The sequence below is a fragment of the Marinifilum sp. D737 genome (assembly GCF_026672275.1).
GTDB lineage: Bacteria > Bacteroidota > Bacteroidia > Bacteroidales > Marinifilaceae > Marinifilum.
The window spans coordinates 166118-189836 of the sequence record NZ_JANQCD010000001.1 but is presented as its reverse complement, the minus strand read 5'-3'; the positions used below and the strand labels follow the sequence as shown (position 1 = coordinate 189836).

The following is a 23719-nucleotide window of genomic DNA, read 5'->3' as shown; positions in this document are numbered from 1 at the left end:
ATTAATTTATGTATTTTAGTTAAAACATTAACCCCACTTTTATTGCTAGCGAATTGGTATAGAAATTTTTCACCCACCTACTTGAAGAATTTGTTTCGTTTACCTTGCCCCATTTTAAGTAAGTTAACTGATAATTTGTACTTATATTTAAAGTCGATTTTTTACCTAGTTTAATGTTGCGTCCAAAACCAAGTTCGCCCAGCCAGGTCCCAAAACCGGAATATCCGCTATATGCTTGCCCGACATTAAAAACCATGTAATTTTTGTTTATTTTCTCACCAAAATATTTTCTTATATCAAGTACAATTGGAAATTCGGTAACAGGTGCCATTTCCAAACCAATTCCTAGACCTATTGATAAATCCTTTTTAATGAAAAAAGCATTTGTGTACCGGACACCAAAGAAATTGTCAACTACGTTTATTACTGAAACTTCTTCATTCGTCTCGTTTCTAGCATGTTGATGTAATTTAAAACTGAAATCGAACTCAATAATGGTTTGATGAATGTCTTTTTTATTCTCTGCTTGTGCACAAATGGTTTTGGGGTCAAACAAAAGGAATAAAAAAATGATATAAATAAATTTGATTTTTTTCATTGCTTGGTATTTTCGGGATACAAGTTTGCAAGCACTTGTATCCCATGTAAAAAATTACTTCTGAAAAATCATTCTATAGCCTTTCCAGGTATTTCATCTTTTTTGCTCTTCTGCGCACTACTCACCCGCACATAAGCAACTCTACGCTTATCAAACCAGCCAGCAATAGTAGTCTGCCTACCTTTGGTCATTTCCCATTTACTAACAATCTTTTACATTTCATTTACATGAAGTTATAATCTAAATAATACACCTATTGAAAAAATTGGACTGTTAAAAGGAGTATTCCATTTCAAATCAGAGTAAAATTGATGCTTTCCTTTTGTTTTAAACCCAATTCCTAAAGTAGTACCAAGCTTTGATTTAGAAAAAGATTTTGGTCTGTCTTTGGAACGATAATATATCATGGAGTTATTTATCCCCGCTAAAATGTATACTTGGGCAGCAGATTCATTCCAAATAACCCTATGAACGTTTAGATTTATGCTTCCCTTATGCTCTCTTCGTCTATTGGGATATCTTGGAAAGTAATATTGTAATGAAGAGGCCAAAGCCCAATTAGAATTTAAATCATAAACTCCTTTAAACTCTAGTCCAAAAGAATGTGCTTCATCAAATCCAGGTAATAAATCATTTGAAGATGCCCACTCAGCCCCTTCAATCCTATTCCCATAATTAATTCCAACTCCTATATGAATTTGAGAATTAGCATGCTTTGAGATAAATGACATAAAAAACAGTCCAAAAATAAATATTATTATAGATTTCATAATTTAGTATTACAGTTTAATAATAAAGTCTTTTACCATACCATTTATCCCCTCTTTTGACGCCACCGTAAAAATCAACAGTTATGGTTTTGTTTGTTGTGAGATCCGTAAAATCAGGCTTTATTCTAAAGTTTGTTTTCTTGTTTGGATCATAAACTATAATAGGGGTTTGATATTTTCTAGCATAAATCTTCTTTAATCGACGTGAATTCGTTCTTCGCTCAGTGTAATTAAAATTCATAAAATAAATTTTGTTGCCAGAAATAGCAGTCATAGAAAGTTGTTCTGCCTCTTTTGGATTTCTTCCCAGTCCTTTTAAAATCTTTATAAATTCAGCGTTCAATAAATCCCAACCCAGTTTTTTCAACATGTTAGGTGAAAGAGTAACTTTATCTGGAGCTGTAATACCATATTTTCGCAGATTTAACTTCTTTAGATTTACAACAACTTTAATTTTACTTAAAATAGGGATATCTGGATATTTATCAACTCCATGTGTAATATCTTGTAAATGCTCATTAAAAACACGGTTTTCCCAATACCATGTTGTTTTAGGAATTTTTTCGACATAATCTGTTTTGTGCTCTACATAGTACGAGAATTCATTAATGCCAAGTATAATTTCATCAGCTTCGTATCTCCACCAAATACCACTTCCCTTTTTTTGATATTTTACTTCTACTCCTGTCTTAGCCCAAAGTTTAAAATCTTGGTTCGTGTAAATCAATTTTGCCCTTCTGTGACTACTCACCCGGGCATAGGCAACCCTACGCTTACCAAACCAGCCGGCAATGGTAGTCTGTCTACCTTTGGTAGCCTCCCATTTACTAACAATCTTTTGCATTTCATTCGTTAAGTTTGTAAGATCGGGCTTACTGGGAGTCCGGCCATTCCCACTGTTATGTTCTGATGAGGGGATTCTGAACCTTGTTATTCGATCATCAATCGAAACTTCTCTTTCCATTGCTGCAGCCCTTTTGGTTTTATTATCCAGAAGTAATTGATCTTTCTTTTCGGATAAATAAGTATTTAAATGAGCCGTGTCATTAATATGCACAAAATAAAGACCACTCTCGGTGTATTTAAACAAAGTATCACCAATTTGTATTTCACCATTTTCGTTTAGTAAGCCAGCAAAATCATCATCTGAAACGATATTGTTCGTTTCCTCAAATAGATTCTCAGGATCTGAGGATTTTAATGTATTAGTTGAATGGATGACATTTTTAAGGATAGGCCTTTCTTTATATGACTGAAGAAGAGTATTTAATTTATCAATATCATCAGGGTTTGCGATTGGCCTTAGAGATAAGAAATCTTTTCTGTAAAGGATTTCAAAATCTTTATAAATTTCTTCGATACTTTTCTCATTGATTTCTTTTAATTTGTCTTGCAAAGCTTCTTTACTGGCAAATTTCAATCTTCCTTTTTCAATCGTAAGCGCTTTATGTTCACCACTTAAGTATTTTTCCTCAACGATTTCGTCATGATTGCAACCAAATGCAAACACAAGCAAAAGTAAAAATAATCCTTTTTTCATAAGCCACTAAATTTTAAAAGTTATGTAAAATTTTCAATCCTAATTTAGAAGCTTCTTTTTTCAAAAACAAAATATCTACCATAGATAATTTACCACCCTACCTATAAAAATACACTATGCTCAATTTGCCAACCATAGTATTGCCACAACATTACCATATGTTCAACAGTGCAATATTCTATTTGTCTGTAAGTTGCTGTATGCTATGAAAATTCACCATTTTTCAACAATTTTTCTCCAGATCTGACAGGTTTCTTTCATAGAAATGAGAAAGTCAGTCGGAAAACAATCTTAGGAGGTATATTAATTTGTTACAGGAATTTAATTTGCTGAGCTCAAATGGAAAGATTTAGGGGCATCTTTGCATTTGGACCGGACTTGGTTTATAGGTTTTCAGAAGATAGGATAGCTATCATAAGTCATCCTGAAAAATCTTGACTAAATTTTTTAAAATTGAGCCTTGTTTCGATGTTAAACAAGCTGTATTCTTACCGGCAGAATTGTGTATAAATGAATATGGTCTTCGCTTGCTTCTTGCTTCGGTAAATCTCCCATGATAGTCGGAGCTTGTAATGACTGATGATGAGAGCGTTTTCTCATTTCTGACTAGTACTTACAAAAGCTTCTTGCATTCAATTATCTTCTATGCAATTAACTTACATAGAAGAGGAGCATCCATAAATTAAATCTTCAATTCCCTATCAATCTTAGAAATTAATTCCTGCTTTTCCTGTAAGGATTTTTGATATTTTTGAATTGCTTTTTGATTACTTCGTTTGATAAAAAGTAGTGGGAAAAATGAAAGTCATATTAAAATGGCATATGCTGTAAAATTACTCTCAATCAAATCATTAAACTTGAAAATGGTTTGTTTGCTATACGAAAAAGTTAGCAAGACAGCCGACATTGTGCAATAAGTTATTTGTCTAATTACATTTTCCTTAATGATCTCTGAGTGATTTTTCCCATGCATTTTCTCAAATGCAGCTTCAATAGCATCTTTAAGGTCATTCTTTATTCTTAACAGTTCGGTAGGATTAAATCCTCTTTCAAATAGTAAATTACCCGCATATATCTGTGGATCGATATTAATTCTATTGCTCTCCTTAAATAAATCAAGCAATTCGGTATTGCTCTTTTTATTGAGATTCTTTTTCCAATCCAGAATTCTCCAATCAAGCATTCTTCAATTGTATCAATTATGAAATCACTTCCAATATAGAAGCATAAGTATTGTTTTTAAACGCTTCCAAATTATCTTCTGCCAACCATTTTACTTCCTGAATGTCCTCCTCGGTTTGAGGAACCAATTCTTCAGATCCCGAATAAGTCATTTGATACCAGTAGGTGCGCTTTAAAACAAATTTGCCTTTCATCCAGTAGGTATGATAGGTCGAGTTGAGTTCCTTTTCAATCTCGACACCTGAAATTCCGCACTCCTCCTCTACTTCACGAATGGCAGCTTCAGGAATTTCTTCACCGTCCTCTACTTTTCCCTTTGGCAAATCCCATTTGTCCAATCGGTAAATGGCCAAAATTTCATTATTAGAATTATATACCTTTCCACCTGCAGCTTCAATGTATTTAAAGCAAGATTTAAAGTGGGCAAAAAGTTCTTCAAGATCGTCGGCAACCACAAAAATTTGCTCTCTGTGCTCTTCCTCATCAAACTGATGAATTAATCCTTCCAGAGATTCTTCTTCCGTCCATGCATAAACCATTCCATCAAAATTCAAACATTCCTTTTTATCACCTAAAAAAATCAATCGATCTTTAAAAAATACTTTATACATTTGCGGTAGATTTTTAAAATACATCGGAAAAACATAATGCTTTGAATTTCCGTGTTTTGAATTCGTATAACAATCCATAAATCCAGAGAAAGTATGCAAGATACTGCTAAACAAGTCGCTGAATATTTGCTACAAATTAAGGCAATTAAACTAGAACCAACAAACCCATTTACCTGGGCATCGGGATGGAAATCTCCTATTTATTGTGACAACCGTAAAACTCTTTCTTACCCAGAGGTTAGAACTTATATTAAGAAGGCTTTTGCTGAAGTTGTAATGGAAAAATATCCTGAAGTTGAAGTAATTGCAGGTGTAGCAACAGGTGCTATTGCACAGGGAGCTTTGGTTGCTGAAGAAATGAATAAACCAATGGTTTACATTCGTTCATCGGCAAAAGCGCACGGAATGACCAACTTAATTGAAGGTGAAATTAAACCAGGACAAAAAGTTGTGGTTATCGAAGATTTAATTTCGACTGGCGGTAGTAGCTTAAAAGCGGTTCAAGCTTTAAGAGAAGCTGGTTGCGAAGTATTGGGTATGGTAGCTATTTTTACTTATGGTTTCCAAAAAGCAGTTGATAATTTTACTGAAAACAATTGTAAGCTTGATACTTTAAGTGATTACAACATCATGATTGATCGTGCTCAAGAAATTGGATACATTAAAGCTGAAGATGTTGATCAATTGAAAGAATGGAGAAAAGATCCGGCAAGCTGGGGAGTATAAATTAGCATTCAATTTCTCTTAGTGATGGCAATTGGCTTTCTAAAATTAGAATTCTTACACATCGCAAGACTGAAATTAATTCATTGTTTTACCCAATTGTAGAAAATCTTTTCCAAAAAATATAATTTTTAAAAGAGAGTGTTTTTTAGCCAGGCTAATAGCCAATCGCTTATCGCCAAAAGCTAACAAACACCCTCTTTTGTATTCTAATGGAGGACGGATAAATGTCGACAACAAAAATTGTAAGTGAAGTACATAAGATTCCACACCTGGTTGGTGATGTATATGGTTTCTTATCTGATTTTAGAAAAATTGCCAAAGTTTTTGAATTGGCTGCAGAAAATCCTCAGGTGCAAGAGCAAATTGAAGCTCAAACCAAAAAGAAGATGAACATTAAAGAACACATCGAACATTGGGAAGCAACTGAAGACAACTGTACATTTGTAATTAAAGGATTCGGTGAAGCTGGATTACAATTTGTCGAAAAAGAAGAAAATAAAACCTTAAAATTAACCGGGTACGGAAGAAGTCCATTCGAATTTTATTTATGGATTCAATTAATTGATAAGGGACCTTACGACACTAGAGTGCGATTAACCGTGCATGCTGAATTAAATGCCATGATGAAAATGATGCTGAAAAAGAAGTTGGAAAAAGGCATCAATCAATTGGCAGAGGGATTGACTCAAATTCCTTTCAGTGCACTTCAGAATATGGAATAGGATCAAACTTGATCAGGAGAAGCTGTTGAAAAAACTCAACGGCTTTTTTTGTGCCTTGCTATTTTTTAAATAGCTTTGGATTGAATGAATCTAAATAGTAGACATAGAATTCTCGGTTTTTTACTTGCAATGGCATTTGTTCTGCCAATTGTAATTAAAGCCCAGCACATGATGTTCCCTAATCACGAGCATCATTGTCATTCTTGTACAAATCACACTCCTGATGTAGCTGACATTTGTGCTATTCAGGATTTCGACTACTTCTATTTTGATTCTACTGATATGCTTCATATCCCTGCTGTTAGCAGTACTGAATTCATATCTCACAAAGCAAAACAAACCATTAAAATTCAAACTCCTCCGAGATTTGATTTTAGCTTGCGTGCTCCTCCTGAGTTTTTTGAAATATAAATGCCTTAAAAAACAAGTCTCAAATTATGCATTTGAAGTGAATCTATGTTGATATCACTTATCGACTTGTATTTGTGTTTTACCAAATCAAAAAACTCTTTTAAAATTATGATCAGATATTTTCTGGCAGTATTATTGCTATTGCCTTTTTACGCTTTCTCATCAGTAGAGCTAAGCAACAACAAATTAAGTGGGACCGTTAAAGATCAAAACCATGGCACTCCCCTACCTGGAGTAAGTATTTTTGTACCAGAATTGCAAAAAGGTGCAGTTAGTAATTCTGATGGTACTTATGTATTGGAACATCTTCCACAAGGGAAGTTAACGGTTCAGTTTTCTTTTGTTGGTTACGAATCAATTATCAAAACCATTAACATTCAATCCGAAAACAATCAACTTAATGTTGATTTGGAATTTACCTCAGTAACCACCCAAGATATCGTAGTCTCCGGTGGTTTTCCTTCAGCTCAGCACGAGAACTCAATTAAAATTTCAGTTCTTAACAAAGAGAAATTGGAACAATTGGTCAGTCCTTCGCTTGGAGAAAAGCTATCCAGCATACCAGGTGTTGATGTAATCTCAAGAAGTCCGGCAGTAAGTACTCCTGTCATCAGAGGATTATCCTTAAACAACATCATTTTCTTAAACAATGGAGTTCGATTAGAAAATTTCCAGTTCTCAACCGATCATCCATTTTTGGTTAATGAACAAGGAGCAAATCATATCGAAGTAATAAAAGGTCCTGCCTCATTACTTTACGGATCGGATGCAATGGGTGGTGTGATTAATATCCTTCGCGAAAAACCTGCACCAGCCAATTCAGTTCAAGCTGATGTTTCTTCTGAATTTCACTCTGTATCCAGTGGATGGAATCACAACATTGGCGTAAAAGGAAGTTCGAACAGTTTGTTCTGGATGCTAAGAGCAACAAAACAATCTCACCGCGATTACAAAGACGGAAATGGTGAGTTTGTACCAAATACCCGTTTCAATTCAGAAGGCATACAATTGGGTTTAGGTTTGATTAAAGACTTTGGTAGTTTTAAACTTTATTACGACTACCTACAGCCTAAATTAGGTATGACAAACAGTGAAGCTTTAGAGGTAGTAAGTGAAGGCAATAGAAAGAACCACTATTGGTTTCAGGATTTAACTCAACACCTTATTTCGTCGAGAAACAGATTATTTCTGGGAAATTACAAGTTGGAAGTAAATGCAGCATATCAATTCAATAACCGACAATTAAAAGGTAATCCTAATTCGGAGCATTTCCGATTGGTGGATATGGACTTAAAAACCTTCACCTACGACAGTAAGTTGTACTTCCCAACAGGAGAAAACACAGAGTTCCTGGTAGGAGTTCAAGGCATGCACCAATCTAACAAAAATCAGGGAGCTCCGAATAGAATTATTCCTGATGCGAAAATTGATGACTTTTCATTGTTCTCTTTGCTGAAAAAGGAAGTTGGGAAAGCCGATATTCAACTTGGCGTTAGATATGATCACAGATCTCTTTACGTTCCGGAACAAGAAGCTGGTGGACACTCGCACGGAGAACCAGAAGACGAACATCATGAAGAGGAAGGTGATCATCACGAAGAAGAGGAGGAACATCATGAAGAAGAAATGGTACATATCAATCGGAAATTTGATAACCTGAACGCTTCCTTAGGTGCAACATTTCACCTTTCTGAATCATTATTAATGAGAACTAACCTGGCTACAGGATACCGTGTGCCAAATTTGGCTGAACTTTCGCAACATGGTCTTCATGGTAACAGGTTCGAGGAAGGAAATTCTGACTTAGATGCTCAAAAAAGTTTCGAAACCGATTTGGGACTGCATTATCACACAAGTAATCACAATATCGATTTTTCACTTTTTTATAATAAAGTTTACGATTTTATTTATTTGGCACCTACTGATGAACCTGCCCCAGAAGGAGCCGGATTTGTTTATGCATACGATCAGCAAGATGCCAAATTATATGGAGGTGAAATCGCGATAAATGTAGTACCAGTAGATTACCTAAAAATTCATTCCGATTATTCAATGGTAATTGGGAAGCAAGATGATGGCGGAAGACTGCCATTTATACCACAACACAAATTGAATACAAGCCTGGAATTCTTTGGTAAAGGCAACAAGCAATTTAAGAATCCTTTTATCAAATTCGAATGGAAATATGCTATGGATCAAAATGATCCTGCTCAGTTTGAAACCAAAACTGCAGCCTATCATCTGTTTAATATTCAAACAGGAACTTCTTTTAAAATTGGAAACTTTAATGCTAAGCTATTGGCAGGCGTAAGCAATTTGTTCGACAAGACTTATACAGATCATTTGTCGAGTCTTAAACCTTTAGGATTTTATAATCCGGGACGAAATGTGAATGTAAAATTGTCATTGAATTTTTAGTATAGATACTAGCTTACAACATTCAGCTCTCAGCTAACAGCACTTTTTTTGCTGACGGCTGAGAGCTGACAGCTTTTAGCTAAAAGCTCCAAGTTACAAGCCACAAGTATTTTCCCCTTGTAGCTTGAGGCTTATAGCTATTACAAATCTCTATCTTACAAAACTCACCTCTTTAAAATTATAGATTCTCTCCTTTCCTTCTGCAACAATTCTCAATTGTCCCCATTCTGTAATTCCCACAATTTTTCCCTTAAACACACCATTTTTATCCTTATAGGTATGAGGTTCATTCATCCAATAAAGTGTATCTAAGTAATCTTTTTCCAACTGTTTTTTATCGCCATCCTCAAGTTGGAAGTATCTATTTTCAATTTTACCCAATAAGTTCGAAAGCTCTGTCTCTAAATCATACTCCTGATTTGTACAGTTCGAAAGAGAAATTGGATTTGGAGCATCCGATACAAACTTTCTTTGGTTAATATTTAAACCAATCCCACATACCGATGTACTCAGTACAGATCCCATTATGGAGTGTTCGATCAAGATTCCCGCAATTTTCTTATCTCCCACATAAATATCATTTGGCCATTTAACCAGAACATCATCCAAATATTCTTTCAAATAATCATGCACGCCAAGAGAAATTACCATCGAAATATGAAATTGATCGGGAATTGGTAGAAATTCTGGTCTAAGAATGATACTAATGGTAAGGTTTTTGCCACTTTCACTTTCCCAAGAATTTGTTTGCTGTCCGCGGCCTTTTGTCTGATTTAATGTCAAAACGACAGTCCCGGCTGCAGGATTTGCGGATTTTATCAATTCCAAGGCAAAATTATTTGTGGAATTTATCTCGTTCTTGCGTATAATTAATTGGGGAGTAAATAATTTTTGCTGCATATAATGGCTTGTTGGTTTATCATTTATGGAATTACTATCTTTAAAAATAATACATTCCTGATCGACAAAAATAAGAAGAAAGATTAAACAATTATAACCCTTGAAAGCTTATAAAATCTGTAGATTAGTAAATTATAACACTTTCGACAAGCAATATGCAAAAGGAAGTTATTGAGAATAAAAAAAAATTATCTTTGTAAGTAAAATTAAAATATGACAAAAAAGCAGGAGTATAACTCAGAGGAGCTGGTTGAGACAATTATTGAAGGATTGCAAGAGAGGAAAGCTGAAGATATTGTAAAAATAGATTTAAGAAATATCGACAGCTCGGTATGTAAATATTTCATAGTCTGTAATGGAACATCTACTACGCATGTTACAGGTTTAGCTGATTCCGTTGAAGATTACGTAAGAGAAGAAATTAACGAAAAAGTATGGAAAAAAGAAGGATTACAAAATGCACAATGGATCCTTTTGGACTATGCAGATGTTGTAGTTCATATTTTCCAAAAAGAATATAGAGATTTTTACAAATTAGAAAGTTTATGGGCAGATGCTCCAATCACCCGAATGGAGGATCCTCAGCCTAATCAATAACCTTTAACTAAAAAGAATGACAGAGAATAATAATCAAAATAAATCTCCTTTTTCAAAAGGGAAAAATGGGAACAATATGATTAAGCCTCCTAAATTCAATGCTTATTGGATTTATGGTTTAATTGCAGTAGCCTTTATTGCCCTTAACTTGCTGGACTTGGGACAAAGTCCGAAAGAAACCAGCTGGCAAAAGGTTAAAAATGAAATGATCCGCAACCAGGATGTTGACCGAATTGTTGTGATCAGAAATCTTTTAGAAGTTAACGTTTACCTAAGAGAAGCAAGTTTAGACAAGTATCCTGATCTTTTTGAATCTAGTTTTGATTCACCTTCTAAATCAGGTCCACATTACACATTCCCAATTGGTTCTATTGAGCAATTTGCTGGGCAATTGGAAAAAGCACAGGAAAGAATCTCTGAATACGACAGGGTTGAACCTGAATATACAACTCAAGAAAATCCCTTTGGTGATTTTATTATGTGGATACTTCCATTTGCACTGATTATCGGAATTTGGTTCTATGTTTTCCGTAGAATGAGCCGTGGTGCCGGTGGTGGTGGCGGAGGTGGTAACATCTTTAATGTAGGTAAATCGAAAGCTAAGGTTTTTGATAAGGAATCAAATATCAATGTTAATTTTAATGATGTTGCTGGTTTGGCTGAAGCCAAACAAGAGGTAGAAGAAATTGTGGAATTCCTTAAACATCCACAGCGATATACAAAACTAGGTGGTAAAATTCCAAAAGGTGCATTACTTGTAGGCCCTCCGGGAACTGGTAAAACCTTATTGGCAAAAGCCGTTGCTGGCGAAGCAAACGTACCTTTCTTTAGCATGTCGGGTTCCGATTTTGTTGAGATGTTTGTAGGTGTAGGTGCAAGCCGTGTTCGTGATTTGTTCAAGCAAGCCAAAGAGAAAGCTCCTTGTATTGTATTTATCGATGAGATTGATGCAATTGGTCGTGCCCGTGGTAAAAATCCAAATATGGGATCAAACGATGAGCGTGAGAATACCTTGAACCAGTTGTTGACCGAAATGGATGGTTTCGATACCAATTCAGGTGTAATCATTTTGGCAGCAACCAACCGTGCTGACATTCTTGACCGTGCTTTAATGCGTGCAGGTCGTTTCGATCGTCAAATTCATGTTGAATTACCTGATTTGAACGAAAGAAGAGAGATCTTTAATGTACACTTAAAACCATTGAAACTTGATCCCAAAATTGATCAGGAATTTCTTGCAAAGCAAACACCTGGTTTCTCTGGTGCTGATATTGCCAATGTATGTAATGAAGCAGCTTTAATTGCGGCAAGAAAGAAAAAAGATATCATTGAAAAACAAGATTTCCTTGATGCGATCGATCGTATTATTGGTGGTCTTGAAAAGAAAAACAAGATCATTTCTTTAGAAGAGAAAAAGACAATTGCTTATCACGAAGCTGGTCACGCAACAATTTCATGGTTGCTAGAGCATGCACATCCATTGGTAAAGGTTACCATTGTTCCTCGTGGTAAAGCTCTTGGTGCTGCCTGGTATCTTCCTGAGGAAAGAAGTATTACAACCAAAGAGCAAATGCTTGATGAAATGTGTTCTACTCTTGGTGGTAGAGCTGCCGAAGAAATTACTTTTGGTAAAGTTTCAACTGGTGCTCAAAACGATTTGGAGAAGGTAACCAAGCAAGCAATTGCAATGGTGTCGATCTTTGGTATGAGCGATAAGGTTGGTAATGTAAGTTACTACGATTCATCAGGTCAGTCTGATTACTCTTTCTCGAAACCTTACAGTGAAAAAACTGCCGAGTTGATCGATCAAGAAGTAAAAACTTTGATTGAGAACAGTTATGAAAGAGCAAAACAAGTGCTTCGTAACAATGAAGAAGGTCACAACAAATTGGCTGAACTTCTTCTAGAGCGTGAGGTAATCTTTAGTGAGGATCTTGAAGAAATCTTTGGAAAAAGAAATTTTGGCAAAGAACAAGAGGCAGAAGAAAAGAAAATTGTTCCACCAACAACTGAAGGTGATAATGAAAGTAAAGCAGTTTAATCTGTTTTAATAGAATATTTGAAAGCTGGATTACCATTGGTAATTCAGCTTTTCTTTTTGACATATTTTTAAAATATACTGACAAACAATCTGTAAGATGTTATTAAAACATCATCTCAGAAGATCTTACTCTAATAAGTCGTGAAAAAACACTACTTTTGAAAGCTGAAACACTAACTGAACAAATTGATGCTTGCATCAAAGAACTATTAATTCTTTTCACGTGGGGAACTTTTTAACAAGAACATTATTTGGAGCGATATTCGTAATTGTACTTATAGCAGGAATAGTTATTCATCCCTTTGCTTTTTTCGCAGTATTTATGGGCATTACACTGCTAGCTACTTTTGAATTCTACAAACTCATTCAAAAAAACAATTGCATTCCTCAAATTACTACAGGATTAATTGGCGCAGCGCTTTTGTTCACATCATGTTTTGCCTATACTCATTTTAACAACTCCACACTATTTGCCTTGTTTGTTCCTTTACTGGTACTTATCCCAATAATTGAGATGTACCGTAAAAAGGAAAATCCTTTTGGAAACATCGCCTATACATTTATGGGATTGCTGTACGTAGCTTTGCCCTTTTCTCTTTTAAATTTCATGGTTTTCCCTTTTGGTGATAATGAATTTCATTGGGAGATTTTAATGGGCATTTTCGTTTTAATTTGGGCGAATGATACTGGTGCATATTTGGTTGGTGTAAACTTTGGCAAACATCGTTTATTCGAGAGAATTTCTCCAAAAAAATCATGGGAAGGAAGTATTGGTGGTGCGGTAATTACACTTGTCATTGCCTACTTAATTTCATTATATTCAAAGGATTTAACTTCTGTACAATGGATTATTGGCGGTGCTATTGTTGTGGTATTCGGATCGATGGGTGATTTGGTAGAATCCTTACTAAAAAGAAGTCTTAATATTAAAGATTCTGGAACAATTATTCCTGGACATGGTGGTTTATTGGATCGATTCGATGCTATATTACTTGTTTCTCCAATGATTTTCGTATTTCTTCAGATCATTAATGAGTTCTTCCGTTAAAAAACTCATAATCATTACAAATCGAGAATAAAATCCAAAAAGAAAAAGTTATTTTTAGTAGGATTTCAATCTAAAAAAAATTTCTATATGGATTTAAATATTAAAGATCAACTTTTTGTAGTATGCGGTGCAACTTCTGGTTTTGGAGCTGCAGTATTAAAATACCTGGTTAAGGATGGAGCCAAAGTAATTGCTATTGCCCGTAGCGATGAAAAACTAAATGAACTAGAAAAAGATAAGCCTAACTCCATTGAAAGTTTTTGCGCAGATATTACTGCACCTGAGAGCATACAACTTTTACTAGATAAGATTAATAACAGGAAAATTTCTGGTGTATTTGTGAATGCTGGTGGTCCGCCGGCAATGAAAACCCTGGAAACCAAAATTGATGACTGGGACAATGCCTATCATCAATTGCTACGTTGGAAAGTAGCCCTTACTCAAGCTCTTGTTCCTTTGATGCTGAAGGAATCTTATGGAAGAATGGTCTTTCTGGAAAGCTCATCGGTAAAACAACCTATCGACAATTTGGTTCTAAGTACATCCTTAAGACTTTCAGTGGTAGGATTTGTAAAAACATTGTCACAGGAAATTGCTGATTCGGGTGTAACATTAAATATTGTTGGACCAGGCTATCATGAAACTCCAGCCATCAATCGTTTACTGGATAAAAAAGCGGAGCAGGAAAATATTACAGCTCAAGAAGCCAAAGATAAAATAGCTTCAGGAATTCGAATGAAAAGAATGGGAAATCCTGATGATTTAGGACAATTGGCAACATGGCTACTATCTCCTGCTTCGGGTTACATCACAGGCCAAACCATTAGTGTTGATGGTGGGCAAATATTAGGCGTACACGGTTAAATTTATAATTTCATTTGCTTCCAATTAGGATAAACATTAACTTAAAGGAACCCAAAATGTAATCCTAAAAACTCTTGTACAATGAAGAATTTACTCGACAACATTTTAAACTTCTTCAATTCAACTAATGAGGAAGAATTTTACTACGTAAAAATGGAACGCAATGAAAAATGTTATTGCGATAGTGGCAAAAAATACAAATCCTGTCATTATCCAGATCATCAAAAAAGAAGCAAAATTGCAGTTCGAAAAATAGATGAAAAAACAGGCGAAGAAGAAATTAAAATCTTATCGGTAAAAAAACTGAGGAAAGAACATTTTAGAGTTAGAACCAGTGTAAGTTAAAATATTATCATAAGAGATCATTCCATGGAATGATCTCTTTTTATTTTCTTTTTACAGCCCTAACCTGATCCAAAGTAATACTTCCATAATCATTCCCCCAGGAGTTAAGAATATAGTTGAATACCAAAACCAATTCCTCATCAGTTAATCCGGAGGCAGGCATAAGGCTATTGTATTTTATCCCATTTACCTTTATTGGTTTGTTACTGCCATACTTCACCATATAAATGGCATCTTCCAAATTTTCCCTTAAGTAATCGGAATCAGCCAAAGGAGGATAAAACTTTTCTATTCCTTTTCCCGACTTCATATGACAATTCATACACTTCGCTCGATATAAAACCGCACCTTTCTCCAGGTCCTGTTCCGACAAACTTATATTTTGATCTGTACTTACTGTCTTTTTTTTATCAGCCTCTCCGCAAGCCGTAATTAAAAAGAACAAGGAAAAGACAAATATTAGGTTTATTAATTTCATGCTTTAGATTCTTGTTTAGACCTAATAAAAATAATCAACACGAGTGATATTATCAAAATAATTCTACCATCTAAATAGCTAAGTGTCGTAAAAAAAGAAAGTTAAGCATAAAAAACTACAAAATTATTTTATATATTTATATAGAACCACTTAACCGGACGAGAATAATTTTATTGGATTATTGCCCATTTTCTCTCCTTAACCCTAAAATTTGGAGGAATAACTATGAAGTTAAAACTTGCTATTTGCCTTGCCTTTCTTCTTCAATCTTTTATTTCGGTTAGTCAAAATGCCAAAGAGTTATATTATGACTTTGAGGTAGGTGTAATAGAACACCTTGAAGAATATATCCCTGAGGACATAATGATTACAAATGAAGCAGGCCAATTGGTTAATTTGAAAAAGCAAATTGATAAACCTACTGCTTTAATATTTGTATACTATAGATGTCCCGGAATTTGCAGTCCTTTAATGGATGGCTTAGCCGAAGTCATTGAAAAAAGTGATTTAGAACTTTCAGAAGATTATCAAGTCTTAACAATCAGTTTTGATCCTACCGAAACCATTGACTTGGCCATTAAAAAGAAAAACAACTACAAATCGTTGGTAAAAGGAAAAAACACTGAAGAAGGTTGGAAGTTCTTCACTGCGGACAGCCTTAACATAGCTAAAGCAACGCAAAGTATGGGATTTCGTTACAAGAAAACCGGTAATGATTATACACATGCTGCTACCGTAATTGTATTGAGTCCGGAAGGCAAGATTACCCGATATCTAAATGGCACCTATTTTCTTCCATTCGAATTTAAACTGGCCATACTTGAGGCATCTAAAGGACAAGCTGGACCTACCATCAATAAAATATTACAATACTGTTATTCTTATGATCCTGTAGGACAGGCCTATGTTTTAAATATCACAAAAATTACAGGTACGATCATACTGGCTATGGGAATCATTATATTCCTATTACTAGTGATTAGAAAACCACGAAGAAAAAGAAGTTAACCACGAATTACACCAATTAACACAAATAAAAATAGAATGGATTTATTGGCTCAACAAAGAGTTTTATTTAAAGAAGAGTGTTTCCAGATTATCGGTGCTTGTATGGCTGTACATTCAGAACTTGGATGTGGTTTTTTAGAGGCTGTTTATCAAGAAGCTCTTGAAATTGAGTTAAAAAAGAAATCTATACCATATAACAGAAAAGAGAAGTTAAACATTTATTATAAAGACCATTTATTACATAAACAATACATAGCAGATTTCATTTGTCATGATGAAATCATATTAGAATTAAAAGCTGTCAAGCAAATGGAAGATATTCATCATGCACAAATTTTGAATTACTTAAAAGCAACAAATAAAAAGCTTGGATTACTAATAAATTTTGATGCCAATAGTTTGCAGTATAAAAGGTTTGTCTTGTAAAGACAAACTAATCTGTGAAATTGGTGTAATTCGTGGTTAAGTATAAATTAATACCTACACATATGTCAGAAGCCGTAAATCAGCACACCGAGGTGAGTTACCTTGAATACAAAGGACGATTCAAAGGACTGTTTGCCTGGATTTTCTCGACAGACCACAAACGCATTGGTCTGCTCTATTTGTACAGCATGTTAGTATTGTTTAGTGTAGCAGCTCTGCTTGGGCTTGCCATGAAAATAGAGCTTATCGCTCCAGGCAAGACTATCATGGATGCTCAAACTTATAATAGTTTCTTCACGCTGCATGGCATTACAATGATATTTTTGATTGTGGTACCTGGATTGCCAGCTGTATTCGGGAACTTCTTCCTGCCTATCATGATTGGAGCAAAAGATGTAGCTTTTCCAAAGTTGAATCTTCTTTCCTGGTGGATTTATATCATTGGGGCATTCATTGCGTTATCAGCTCAATTTATAGGTGACGGACCTCCAGATACTGGTTGGACATTCTACGCTCCATATAGTTTCAGAACAGGAACCAATATGCTGCCTGCTGTTACCGGTGCTTTTGTTTTGGGTTTCTCATCTATTGCTACAGGTATTAACTTTATTGTAACCATGCACAGAATGCGTGCTCCTGGAATGAGCTGGATGAAAATGCCATTGTTCCCATGGGCACTTTACGGCACTTCGTGGATTCAGGTATTAGCCACTCCAATTGTAGGTGTTACCCTTTTAATGATTGTACTGGAAAGAACCATGCAGATTGGATTTTTCGATCCGGCATTAGGTGGCGATCCAATCTTGTATCAACATCTTTTCTGGATCTATTCTCACCCAGCAGTATACATCATGATTCTTCCTGCCATGGGTGTGATTTCTGAAATTATTCCAACATTTGCCCGCAAAACCATATTTGGATACAAAGCAATTGTAGTATCAACCCTGGCCATCGCTTTTGTGGGTTACTTTGTTTGGGGGCATCATATGTTTACATCAGGAATGAGTGGTACCGCATTGTATACATTCTCCATATTAACATTCTTTGTAGCCATACCAAGTGCCATTAAAATCTTTAACTGGGTAGCCACTCTGCACAAGGCATCCATCGATATTCAAACTCCATTTTTATGGGCGCTTTGCTTCCTGTTTGTCTTTATGGTTGGTGGACTATCGGGAATGGTATTAGGAGCATTATCTACCAATGTGCATTTGCATGATACCGCCTTTGTAGTTGCCCACTTCCATTTTATTGTATTCGGTGGAACCGGGTACGCATTCTTTGGAGCCATTCATTATTGGTATCCAAAAATGTTCGGAAAAATGTACGATAAATCCTGGGCAAATATTGGCTTGGCAATATTCTTTACAGGATTCAATATCCTTTACCTGCCAATGTTCTATTTGGGCATGACGGGTATGCCTCGCAGATATTACGACTATGTTGACGAATTCCACGGTCCCAATATCGTATCATCGCTAGGAGCATTACTTATGATTTCAGGTTTGATTATCATCATTACCAACCTGGTACGCTCTGCAAAACATGGTGTACCTGCCGAAGCAGATCCTTGGAAAGGTAAAACACTTGAATGGACAGTAGCAAGCCCTCCTAGCCTTGAAAATTTTGAAGAAATTCCTACAGTAACTAAACACCCTTACGGATATGAATGATCATCAGGTACACATAGACGAACACAGAGACGATGAAGGTGCTAAAACCGGTATGTGGATTTTCATTTTCACCGAACTTCTATTATTTGGTGGACTATTCATTGCCTATTCGGTTTATCGATACTTAAACCCTTTGGCCTTCCATTTGGCTGCCGAAGAACTGGACACTACTCTGGGTACCATCAATACCGTTATTCTTTTGGTTAGTAGTATGACCATTGCCATGTCCATTAGTGCCATTCAGTACAAGAACAAAAAGCTTACGCTGATATTGATGGGCATAACACTTCTGTTGGCCTTGGCTTTTATGGTGAACAAATATTTCGAGTGGAGTGGTAAAATCTCTCATGGAATTTATCCGGGCAGCATGACCTTACAAGAAGCAAGTAGAGGTGAATTGCTATTCTTTGGATTGTATTACGCAATGACAGGCTTACATGCTCTTCATATTGTTATAGGTATGGCATTTATTGGCTATGTAATGCACTTGGTTGTTAAAAATGAAGTGCAGCACGATAATTTTGCCATTCTGGAAAACAGCGGCCTATACTGGCACCTTGTCGATTTAATTTGGATTTTCCTTTTCCCATTATTTTATCTCATTACCTAAATAAAACACTATGGAAAAAGACCAACATACACACATCGTAAAATACAGAACATATGTATATGTCCTGATTGCATTGCTGTTTATGACATTTGTATCAGTAGCTGTAACAGGAATAGATTTAGGCCCATATACAGTAACCACAGCATTGCTACTGGCAAGCATCAAGTCGGTTTTGGTATTGCTGATATTTATGCATTTAAAATTCGACAAGAAATTTTATGGCATCATGGTAGCAAGTGTGTTTTTGCTACTGGCCTGCGTTATAGTTATTACATTCATGGACTACTTATACCGATAGCTTATGTTTTCGAAAGGAATAGCCGATGCTTCAAACTTTGTAAAAGGAGTTGATACCTCATTCATTGTGATTTTAGGAATTACCATATTTTTCCTTATAGCCATCACAATTGTAATGATATATTTTGTATTTCGATATCGTAAATCGAAAAACCCAAAAGCAACACAAATCCACGGGAGTGTTAGTTTGGAAATATTGTGGACCGTAATACCAACAGCTTTAGTTATGGTAATGTTTTACTATGGCTGGATAGGATATAAACCTATGAAGGAAGCGCCTGAAGATGCCTTTGAAATTAAAACCATTGGGAGAATGTGGAACTGGCAATTCGAATATGAAAACGGAAAAAAAACCGATACACTGTATGTTCCGATCGACAGGGCGATCAAACTTGATTTAGTGGCATTGGATGTACTGCATAGTGTATACATTCCTGCATTTCGATTGAAACAGGATGTTGTACCAGGTCAAGAACACATGATGTGGTTTATCCCTGGTCGCGAAGGTGAATTCGATCTGTTCTGCACCGAATATTGCGGTTTGCAACATTCATACATGCAAACATCGGTAATTGTAATGCCACAGGATAAGTTTGATTCCTGGTACATTGATACAACCCAAACCGTGACTTTAATATCCGATAAACCAGGTGCTTTGGGCAAACGAATTGTACAAAAAAATGGTTGCTTGGCCTGCCACTCCATTGATGGTTCTAAATTGGTTGGGCCAACATGGAAAGGCCTTTTCGGGAAAACTGAAATCGTAAAAACCGGAAAGGAAAAAAGAGAAGTTGTTGTTGATAGTGCATATGTTCTGAATTCGATTTACAATCCGAATGATGACATTGTAGATGGATATCAAAAAGGATTGATGTTATCCTACAAAAATGAGCTTACCGAAGAAGACATTGGTGAAATCATTAAATTCATGAGAACCCTTAGCGATGATGAATAACAAAAACAAGCTTTTAGCATTGTATTATTTTATTTACTTACTAAGTATTCAAAGCTAAAAGCCAAGCGCTGAAAGCCTTTTTAATAAGTATGATTCGATCGAACTTCTAGAATTATATAAGCTATATAAACATTTGACTCACATCATTAATGAATATACAATCAAAAATATCCGTACTTCTGGAACTTGGCAAGGTTAAAATTGCAGTTCCAATTGCCATATCATGCTTTACAGGATTTATTCTTTATACTCCAGAAATTTCCTGGCAAATGTTTCATGTCGTATTTGGGATATTTTTAATTGTAATGGGTGCATCAGCCCTAAATCATATACAAGAATACAAGAAGGATGCGTTAATGAACAGGACAAAGTTCAGACCTATTCCTTCAGGAAGAATCAGTATTTCAGAAGCAGTAAGGTGGAGCGCACTTTTTCTATTGACCGGATGTGGTTTTCTTGCCTGGGGAGGAAATCTTACCAGTCTATGGATTGCCATTCTATCTATATTCTGGTACAATTTGGTGTACACTCCCCTCAAACAGTTTACTGCTTTTGCAGTGGTTCCAGGTGCTTTGAGTGGCGCATTTCCACCCTGGATAGGTTGGGTAGCCGCCGGAGGCGACTTATTGGCACCTCCTATTTTGGCACTTTCCTTTTTCTTTTTTATTGGACAAATTCCACACTTTTGGTTATTACTAATCCTCTATGGTAAAGATTACAAACAAGCAGGATTCAAAGTATTAACTGACGTATTTACGCTCAATCAAATTCGAAAAATTACTTTGATATGGATGCTCGCAACCATAGTTGTGGCCTTATTGCTACCTGTATTTAGTGTGATTTCTTCTCAAATATTGATTTGGGCCTTACTCATACTATCCATGTGGATTATACCAAACAGTTTTATATTACTCAAAAAAGAAGAAAGATCTCATACCAGAAAACTTTTTTTAAGGCTGAATCTATATTTTTTATTGGTAATGATCATGATTGGCATTGACCGATTGTATTTGTAGTAACGCGAGTTCGATTTTAAGAACTATCTTATAAGTTTCTACAAAATAAGTAAGTACGCTTATAAAAAAACAAAGGTTATTAGCCTTTAGCAGTTAGCAAATTACTGAATTTACCTTTTTAAAGCCAATAGCTAACTGCTAACAGCTTTTACCTTAAGCTTTGAAGCCATATTATGTAGATTGACAGAGATTTAATAAATCGCTTTTATGTCGAACTCGGATTAGTATCTTGTTATAGATTTGTTATTAAAACTGATTTACTGGACATTTAATTCGATACTACTTAAATTTATAAATCAACTAAAGCAAAATACAATGAAGAAAATATTAATTCTAATCCTGGCGTTAGGTTTGTTTGCCGCATGTCAGTCAAACACAAAAAAATCAGAACAAACTGATAAAGCAAGCACTACACAAACTGTAGAATATCAAAAAATGGAATTTGATGTAAGTGGAATGACTTGTACCGGATGCGAAAACACGGTTGTAAACGGATTAAAACAAATCAAAGGGGTGAAAGAGGTTAAGGCTTCTCATAAGAATAACCGAGTAACCATTATGGTTGAAAAAGACAAAGTGAACCGTGAAGAAATTGCGCAAAAAATTGAAACGGTGGGCTATACCGTAAATGAATGATACAAAGTTTAATGATATAAAAAGAGACATCTCACCAGAAATGTCTCTTTTTTTTATGTGATCAGCATTACTGCCCTATGTCTTTTCCTTGGAGTTCCACCTTAATGTATTCTATAATCTTCCATCTATCGTCAGGCTTAATTTGCGCCCCATGAGCTCCCATCACACCAAATCCGATCGTAATTACATGAAAAAACTCTCCTCTTGGCGTAGTTTTTAATATATCCGTAACCAAACTTTTGGGAGCATATGGATACTTGCCACTTGTGTATAAAAACCCTTGTCCATCTCCTTTCTCTCCATGGCAATTGATGCAAAAGATACCGAACAACTCCTTGCCTCTTTCAACATCCTCCATGCTCATTTCTGTCATGTTTATGATATTTTGACCTGCCCAGATTCTGTTCTCTGGAGTTTTCTCAAATGTATATGGAATCATTTCTCTGGGAATGGTTCCTTCCACAGGCAATCTTAGTGTTTTCCCATCGGTAAAATTCGGATTGGAAGAATAAGCTTCATAAGCTCGAGAATCCTGCATATCAGGAAAATACGAATAACCTGGATGATTATTATCCTTATCGCATGAAGTCATTACTCCTATCAGCAAGAGTGCTAAAACCGATATGTATCTATTTTTTTTCATAGTCAATTCATTAAAATGATGAATCAGGTTTCGTAATGGAAACTTTCTTCGAGTAAAGGATCATTTTTCACCAATAAAGGTGTATTGGTCAGAGAGGTAAATATCACATAAAGGAATCCTCCCAAATACAAGGCAATAAAACCAATTTCGATTAAGCCAATCTGTGCAGTTTTGCCAATGGTTCCCGGAATCACAAGCATATAAATATTCAGCCAGTGACCAAGCAATACAACTATTGCCACAAAGCTTAGCCACTTTAAATTTCGTTTCGCATCTCTTGTCATTAGGGCAAGAAATGGAAATAGGAAATTGATAATCAGAACCGTAAAAAACAAGACTTTGTGATCGTTCAATCGTGGTGCAAAGTAGGCTGTTTCTTCAGGAATATGACTGTACCAAATCAACAGATACTGTGAGAACCACAAATACATCCAGAAAATACTAAAAGCAAACAGGTACTTGCCCATATCGTGAATGTGTTCCTTGTTGATGTATTCCAAATACCCCTGGGATTTCAGGAAAGCAATCAGTAAAATAATTGTGGCGATACCACAAACAAACATTCCAATAAAAATAAACCAGCCAAACAAGGTACTGAACCAGTGTGCATCAATTGACATGATCCAATCCCAACTCATGGTAGAACTAGTTATGGCAAAAAATACCATGAACAATGCAGCCAAAATTTTTCCCCTGTTGTGATATTTTAAATCCGGATTTAGATCCTGATTCTGCGTATTCTTCCTTAGCAAGTAGGTTAAACCAATCCAACCCAGAAAATACAAAGCCATTCGAGCAAAGAAGAATGGAACATTCAAATAGGCTTCTTTTCCTTCAAGTATTGGATCATTCAGCCCTTCGTGTGACCAGTGATACAAATCGTGCATTCCAAAATAGATTAGAAACATTAAAGCTGCTGAAATGGGTAGAAATTTGGTCAAAGCTTCAGGAATCCTTTTTAAGGCCGTATACCAACCTGCATATGAAATCTTGTGAAGTGCCAAAAAGACGCCTCCAAAAAGTGCAATAAACAAGAAATACAGGTTGTTGATCAGAACATTGGTCCACAATTCCTGCCTGTTTGGAGATTCGATAAAATAGCCCAAAATCAGCAAGAGAATTCCAACGCCCGCTATGGATAAGATTCCATATTGTGTTTTTCGTTTTAAAGTATATTTTTCTTCCATCTCTGTGTGATTTTGAA

26 protein-coding genes are annotated in these 23719 nt (G+C 35.5%); 17 read left to right on the top strand and 9 right to left on the bottom strand.

Annotation, left to right across the window (positions count from 1 at the left end; genetic code table 11):
• Positions 1-19 precede the first annotated feature (19 nt).
• The 5 genes from NQ163_RS00880 to NQ163_RS00860 form a co-directional block, all read right to left on the bottom strand.
• Complete coding sequence (locus tag NQ163_RS00880) at positions 20-598, bottom strand: hypothetical protein (protein WP_268188450.1); 579 nt, start codon at positions 596-598, stop codon at positions 20-22.
• Positions 599-831: 233 nt separating this feature from the next.
• Complete coding sequence (locus NQ163_RS00875) at positions 832-1368, bottom strand: surface lipoprotein assembly modifier (protein WP_268188448.1); 537 nt, start codon at positions 1366-1368, stop codon at positions 832-834.
• Positions 1369-1384: 16 nt separating this feature from the next.
• On the bottom strand, positions 1385-2908 hold the full coding sequence (locus NQ163_RS00870) for a hypothetical protein (protein ID WP_268188447.1): 1524 nt from the start codon (positions 2906-2908) through the stop codon (positions 1385-1387).
• An 805-nt stretch (positions 2909-3713) separates the two neighbouring features.
• Positions 3714-4091: a hypothetical protein gene (locus tag NQ163_RS00865; protein ID WP_268188446.1), complete on the bottom strand. Its 378-nt coding sequence runs from the start codon at positions 4089-4091 to the stop codon at positions 3714-3716.
• A 16-nt stretch (positions 4092-4107) separates the two neighbouring features.
• Positions 4108-4701: an NUDIX hydrolase gene (locus tag NQ163_RS00860; protein WP_268188445.1), complete on the bottom strand. Its 594-nt coding sequence runs from the start codon at positions 4699-4701 to the stop codon at positions 4108-4110.
• Between the two features lie 93 nt (positions 4702-4794).
• Between NQ163_RS00860 and pyrE the strand changes: the two genes are divergently transcribed.
• The 4 genes from pyrE (at position 4795) to NQ163_RS00840 (ending at position 8978) form a co-directional block, all read left to right on the top strand.
• The gene (gene pyrE, locus NQ163_RS00855; RefSeq protein WP_268188443.1) at positions 4795-5427 is read left to right on the top strand and encodes an orotate phosphoribosyltransferase; all 633 of its coding nucleotides are present in this window, start codon (positions 4795-4797) and stop codon (positions 5425-5427) included.
• A gap of 224 nt (positions 5428-5651) precedes the next feature.
• A complete protein-coding gene (locus NQ163_RS00850) occupies positions 5652-6149 on the top strand; it encodes a hypothetical protein (RefSeq protein ID WP_110361056.1) in 498 nt (165 codons plus the stop codon).
• Between the two features lie 84 nt (positions 6150-6233).
• Entirely contained in the window at positions 6234-6560 is a 327-nt protein-coding gene (locus tag NQ163_RS00845) for a hypothetical protein (RefSeq protein ID WP_120238529.1), read from the top strand.
• A gap of 108 nt (positions 6561-6668) precedes the next feature.
• Entirely contained in the window at positions 6669-8978 is a 2310-nt protein-coding gene (locus NQ163_RS00840) for a TonB-dependent receptor (RefSeq protein WP_268188441.1), read from the top strand.
• Positions 8979-9128: 150 nt separating this feature from the next.
• Here the strand turns inward: NQ163_RS00840 and NQ163_RS00835 are convergent, their stop codons facing one another.
• Positions 9129-9878, bottom strand: coding sequence for a biotin--[acetyl-CoA-carboxylase] ligase (locus tag NQ163_RS00835; protein WP_268188440.1), 750 nt, complete (start codon positions 9876-9878; stop codon positions 9129-9131).
• Between the two features lie 213 nt (positions 9879-10091).
• Here NQ163_RS00835 and rsfS point away from each other — a divergent pair, with 213 nt between their 5' ends.
• The 5 genes from rsfS (at position 10092) to NQ163_RS00810 (ending at position 14773) form a co-directional block, all read left to right on the top strand.
• A complete protein-coding gene (gene rsfS / locus NQ163_RS00830; protein ID WP_120238526.1) occupies positions 10092-10475 on the top strand; it encodes a ribosome silencing factor in 384 nt (127 codons plus the stop codon).
• Between the two features lie 16 nt (positions 10476-10491).
• Positions 10492-12516 carry an ATP-dependent zinc metalloprotease FtsH gene (gene ftsH, locus NQ163_RS00825; protein WP_268188439.1) on the top strand — a complete coding sequence of 675 codons (2025 nt, stop codon included), beginning with the start codon at positions 10492-10494 and terminating at the stop codon, positions 12514-12516.
• A gap of 223 nt (positions 12517-12739) precedes the next feature.
• Complete coding sequence (locus tag NQ163_RS00820) at positions 12740-13564, top strand: phosphatidate cytidylyltransferase (protein WP_268188438.1); 825 nt, start codon at positions 12740-12742, stop codon at positions 13562-13564.
• Between the two features lie 87 nt (positions 13565-13651).
• Positions 13652-14428: an SDR family oxidoreductase gene (locus NQ163_RS00815; protein ID WP_268188437.1), complete on the top strand. Its 777-nt coding sequence runs from the start codon at positions 13652-13654 to the stop codon at positions 14426-14428.
• Positions 14429-14509: 81 nt separating this feature from the next.
• Positions 14510-14773: an SEC-C metal-binding domain-containing protein gene (locus tag NQ163_RS00810; RefSeq protein ID WP_110361064.1), complete on the top strand. Its 264-nt coding sequence runs from the start codon at positions 14510-14512 to the stop codon at positions 14771-14773.
• Positions 14774-14813: 40 nt separating this feature from the next.
• Here NQ163_RS00810 and NQ163_RS00805 read toward each other — a convergent pair whose 3' ends face one another.
• Positions 14814-15251 (bottom strand): c-type cytochrome, encoded by a 438-nt coding sequence (locus NQ163_RS00805; protein ID WP_268188435.1) that lies wholly within the window; start codon positions 15249-15251, stop codon positions 14814-14816.
• Between the two features lie 225 nt (positions 15252-15476).
• On the opposite strand from NQ163_RS00805, the gene NQ163_RS00800 reads away from it, so the two are divergent.
• From NQ163_RS00800 to NQ163_RS00765, 8 genes are all read left to right on the top strand, one after another.
• Positions 15477-16259 (top strand): SCO family protein, encoded by a 783-nt coding sequence (locus NQ163_RS00800; RefSeq protein ID WP_268188433.1) that lies wholly within the window; start codon positions 15477-15479, stop codon positions 16257-16259.
• Positions 16260-16295: 36 nt separating this feature from the next.
• Positions 16296-16685, top strand: a complete 390-nt coding sequence (locus tag NQ163_RS00795) for a GxxExxY protein (RefSeq protein ID WP_268188432.1) — start codon at positions 16296-16298, stop codon at positions 16683-16685.
• A gap of 62 nt (positions 16686-16747) precedes the next feature.
• A complete protein-coding gene (locus NQ163_RS00790; protein WP_268188431.1) occupies positions 16748-18358 on the top strand; it encodes a cytochrome c oxidase subunit I in 1611 nt (536 codons plus the stop codon).
• The gene (locus tag NQ163_RS00785) at positions 18351-18968 is read left to right on the top strand and encodes a cytochrome c oxidase subunit 3 family protein (RefSeq protein ID WP_268188430.1); all 618 of its coding nucleotides are present in this window, start codon (positions 18351-18353) and stop codon (positions 18966-18968) included. Before NQ163_RS00790 ends, NQ163_RS00785 begins: the two co-directional genes overlap by 8 nt.
• A gap of 10 nt (positions 18969-18978) precedes the next feature.
• Positions 18979-19266 carry a cytochrome C oxidase subunit IV family protein gene (locus NQ163_RS00780; protein ID WP_268188428.1) on the top strand — a complete coding sequence of 96 codons (288 nt, stop codon included), beginning with the start codon at positions 18979-18981 and terminating at the stop codon, positions 19264-19266.
• A gap of 3 nt (positions 19267-19269) precedes the next feature.
• Positions 19270-20220: a cytochrome c oxidase subunit II gene (gene coxB, locus NQ163_RS00775; protein ID WP_268188426.1), complete on the top strand. Its 951-nt coding sequence runs from the start codon at positions 19270-19272 to the stop codon at positions 20218-20220.
• Positions 20221-20369: 149 nt separating this feature from the next.
• Positions 20370-21236, top strand: a complete 867-nt coding sequence (locus NQ163_RS00770) for a protoheme IX farnesyltransferase (RefSeq protein WP_268188425.1) — start codon at positions 20370-20372, stop codon at positions 21234-21236.
• A 315-nt stretch (positions 21237-21551) separates the two neighbouring features.
• The gene (locus tag NQ163_RS00765) at positions 21552-21872 is read left to right on the top strand and encodes a cation transporter (protein ID WP_268188424.1); all 321 of its coding nucleotides are present in this window, start codon (positions 21552-21554) and stop codon (positions 21870-21872) included.
• Positions 21873-21939: 67 nt separating this feature from the next.
• Here NQ163_RS00765 and NQ163_RS00760 read toward each other — a convergent pair whose 3' ends face one another.
• Positions 21940-22515 carry a c-type cytochrome gene (locus NQ163_RS00760; RefSeq protein ID WP_268188422.1) on the bottom strand — a complete coding sequence of 192 codons (576 nt, stop codon included), beginning with the start codon at positions 22513-22515 and terminating at the stop codon, positions 21940-21942.
• Positions 22516-22538: 23 nt separating this feature from the next.
• Positions 22539-23702 (bottom strand): hypothetical protein, encoded by a 1164-nt coding sequence (locus tag NQ163_RS00755; RefSeq protein WP_268188421.1) that lies wholly within the window; start codon positions 23700-23702, stop codon positions 22539-22541.
• Positions 23703-23719 lie beyond the last annotated feature (17 nt).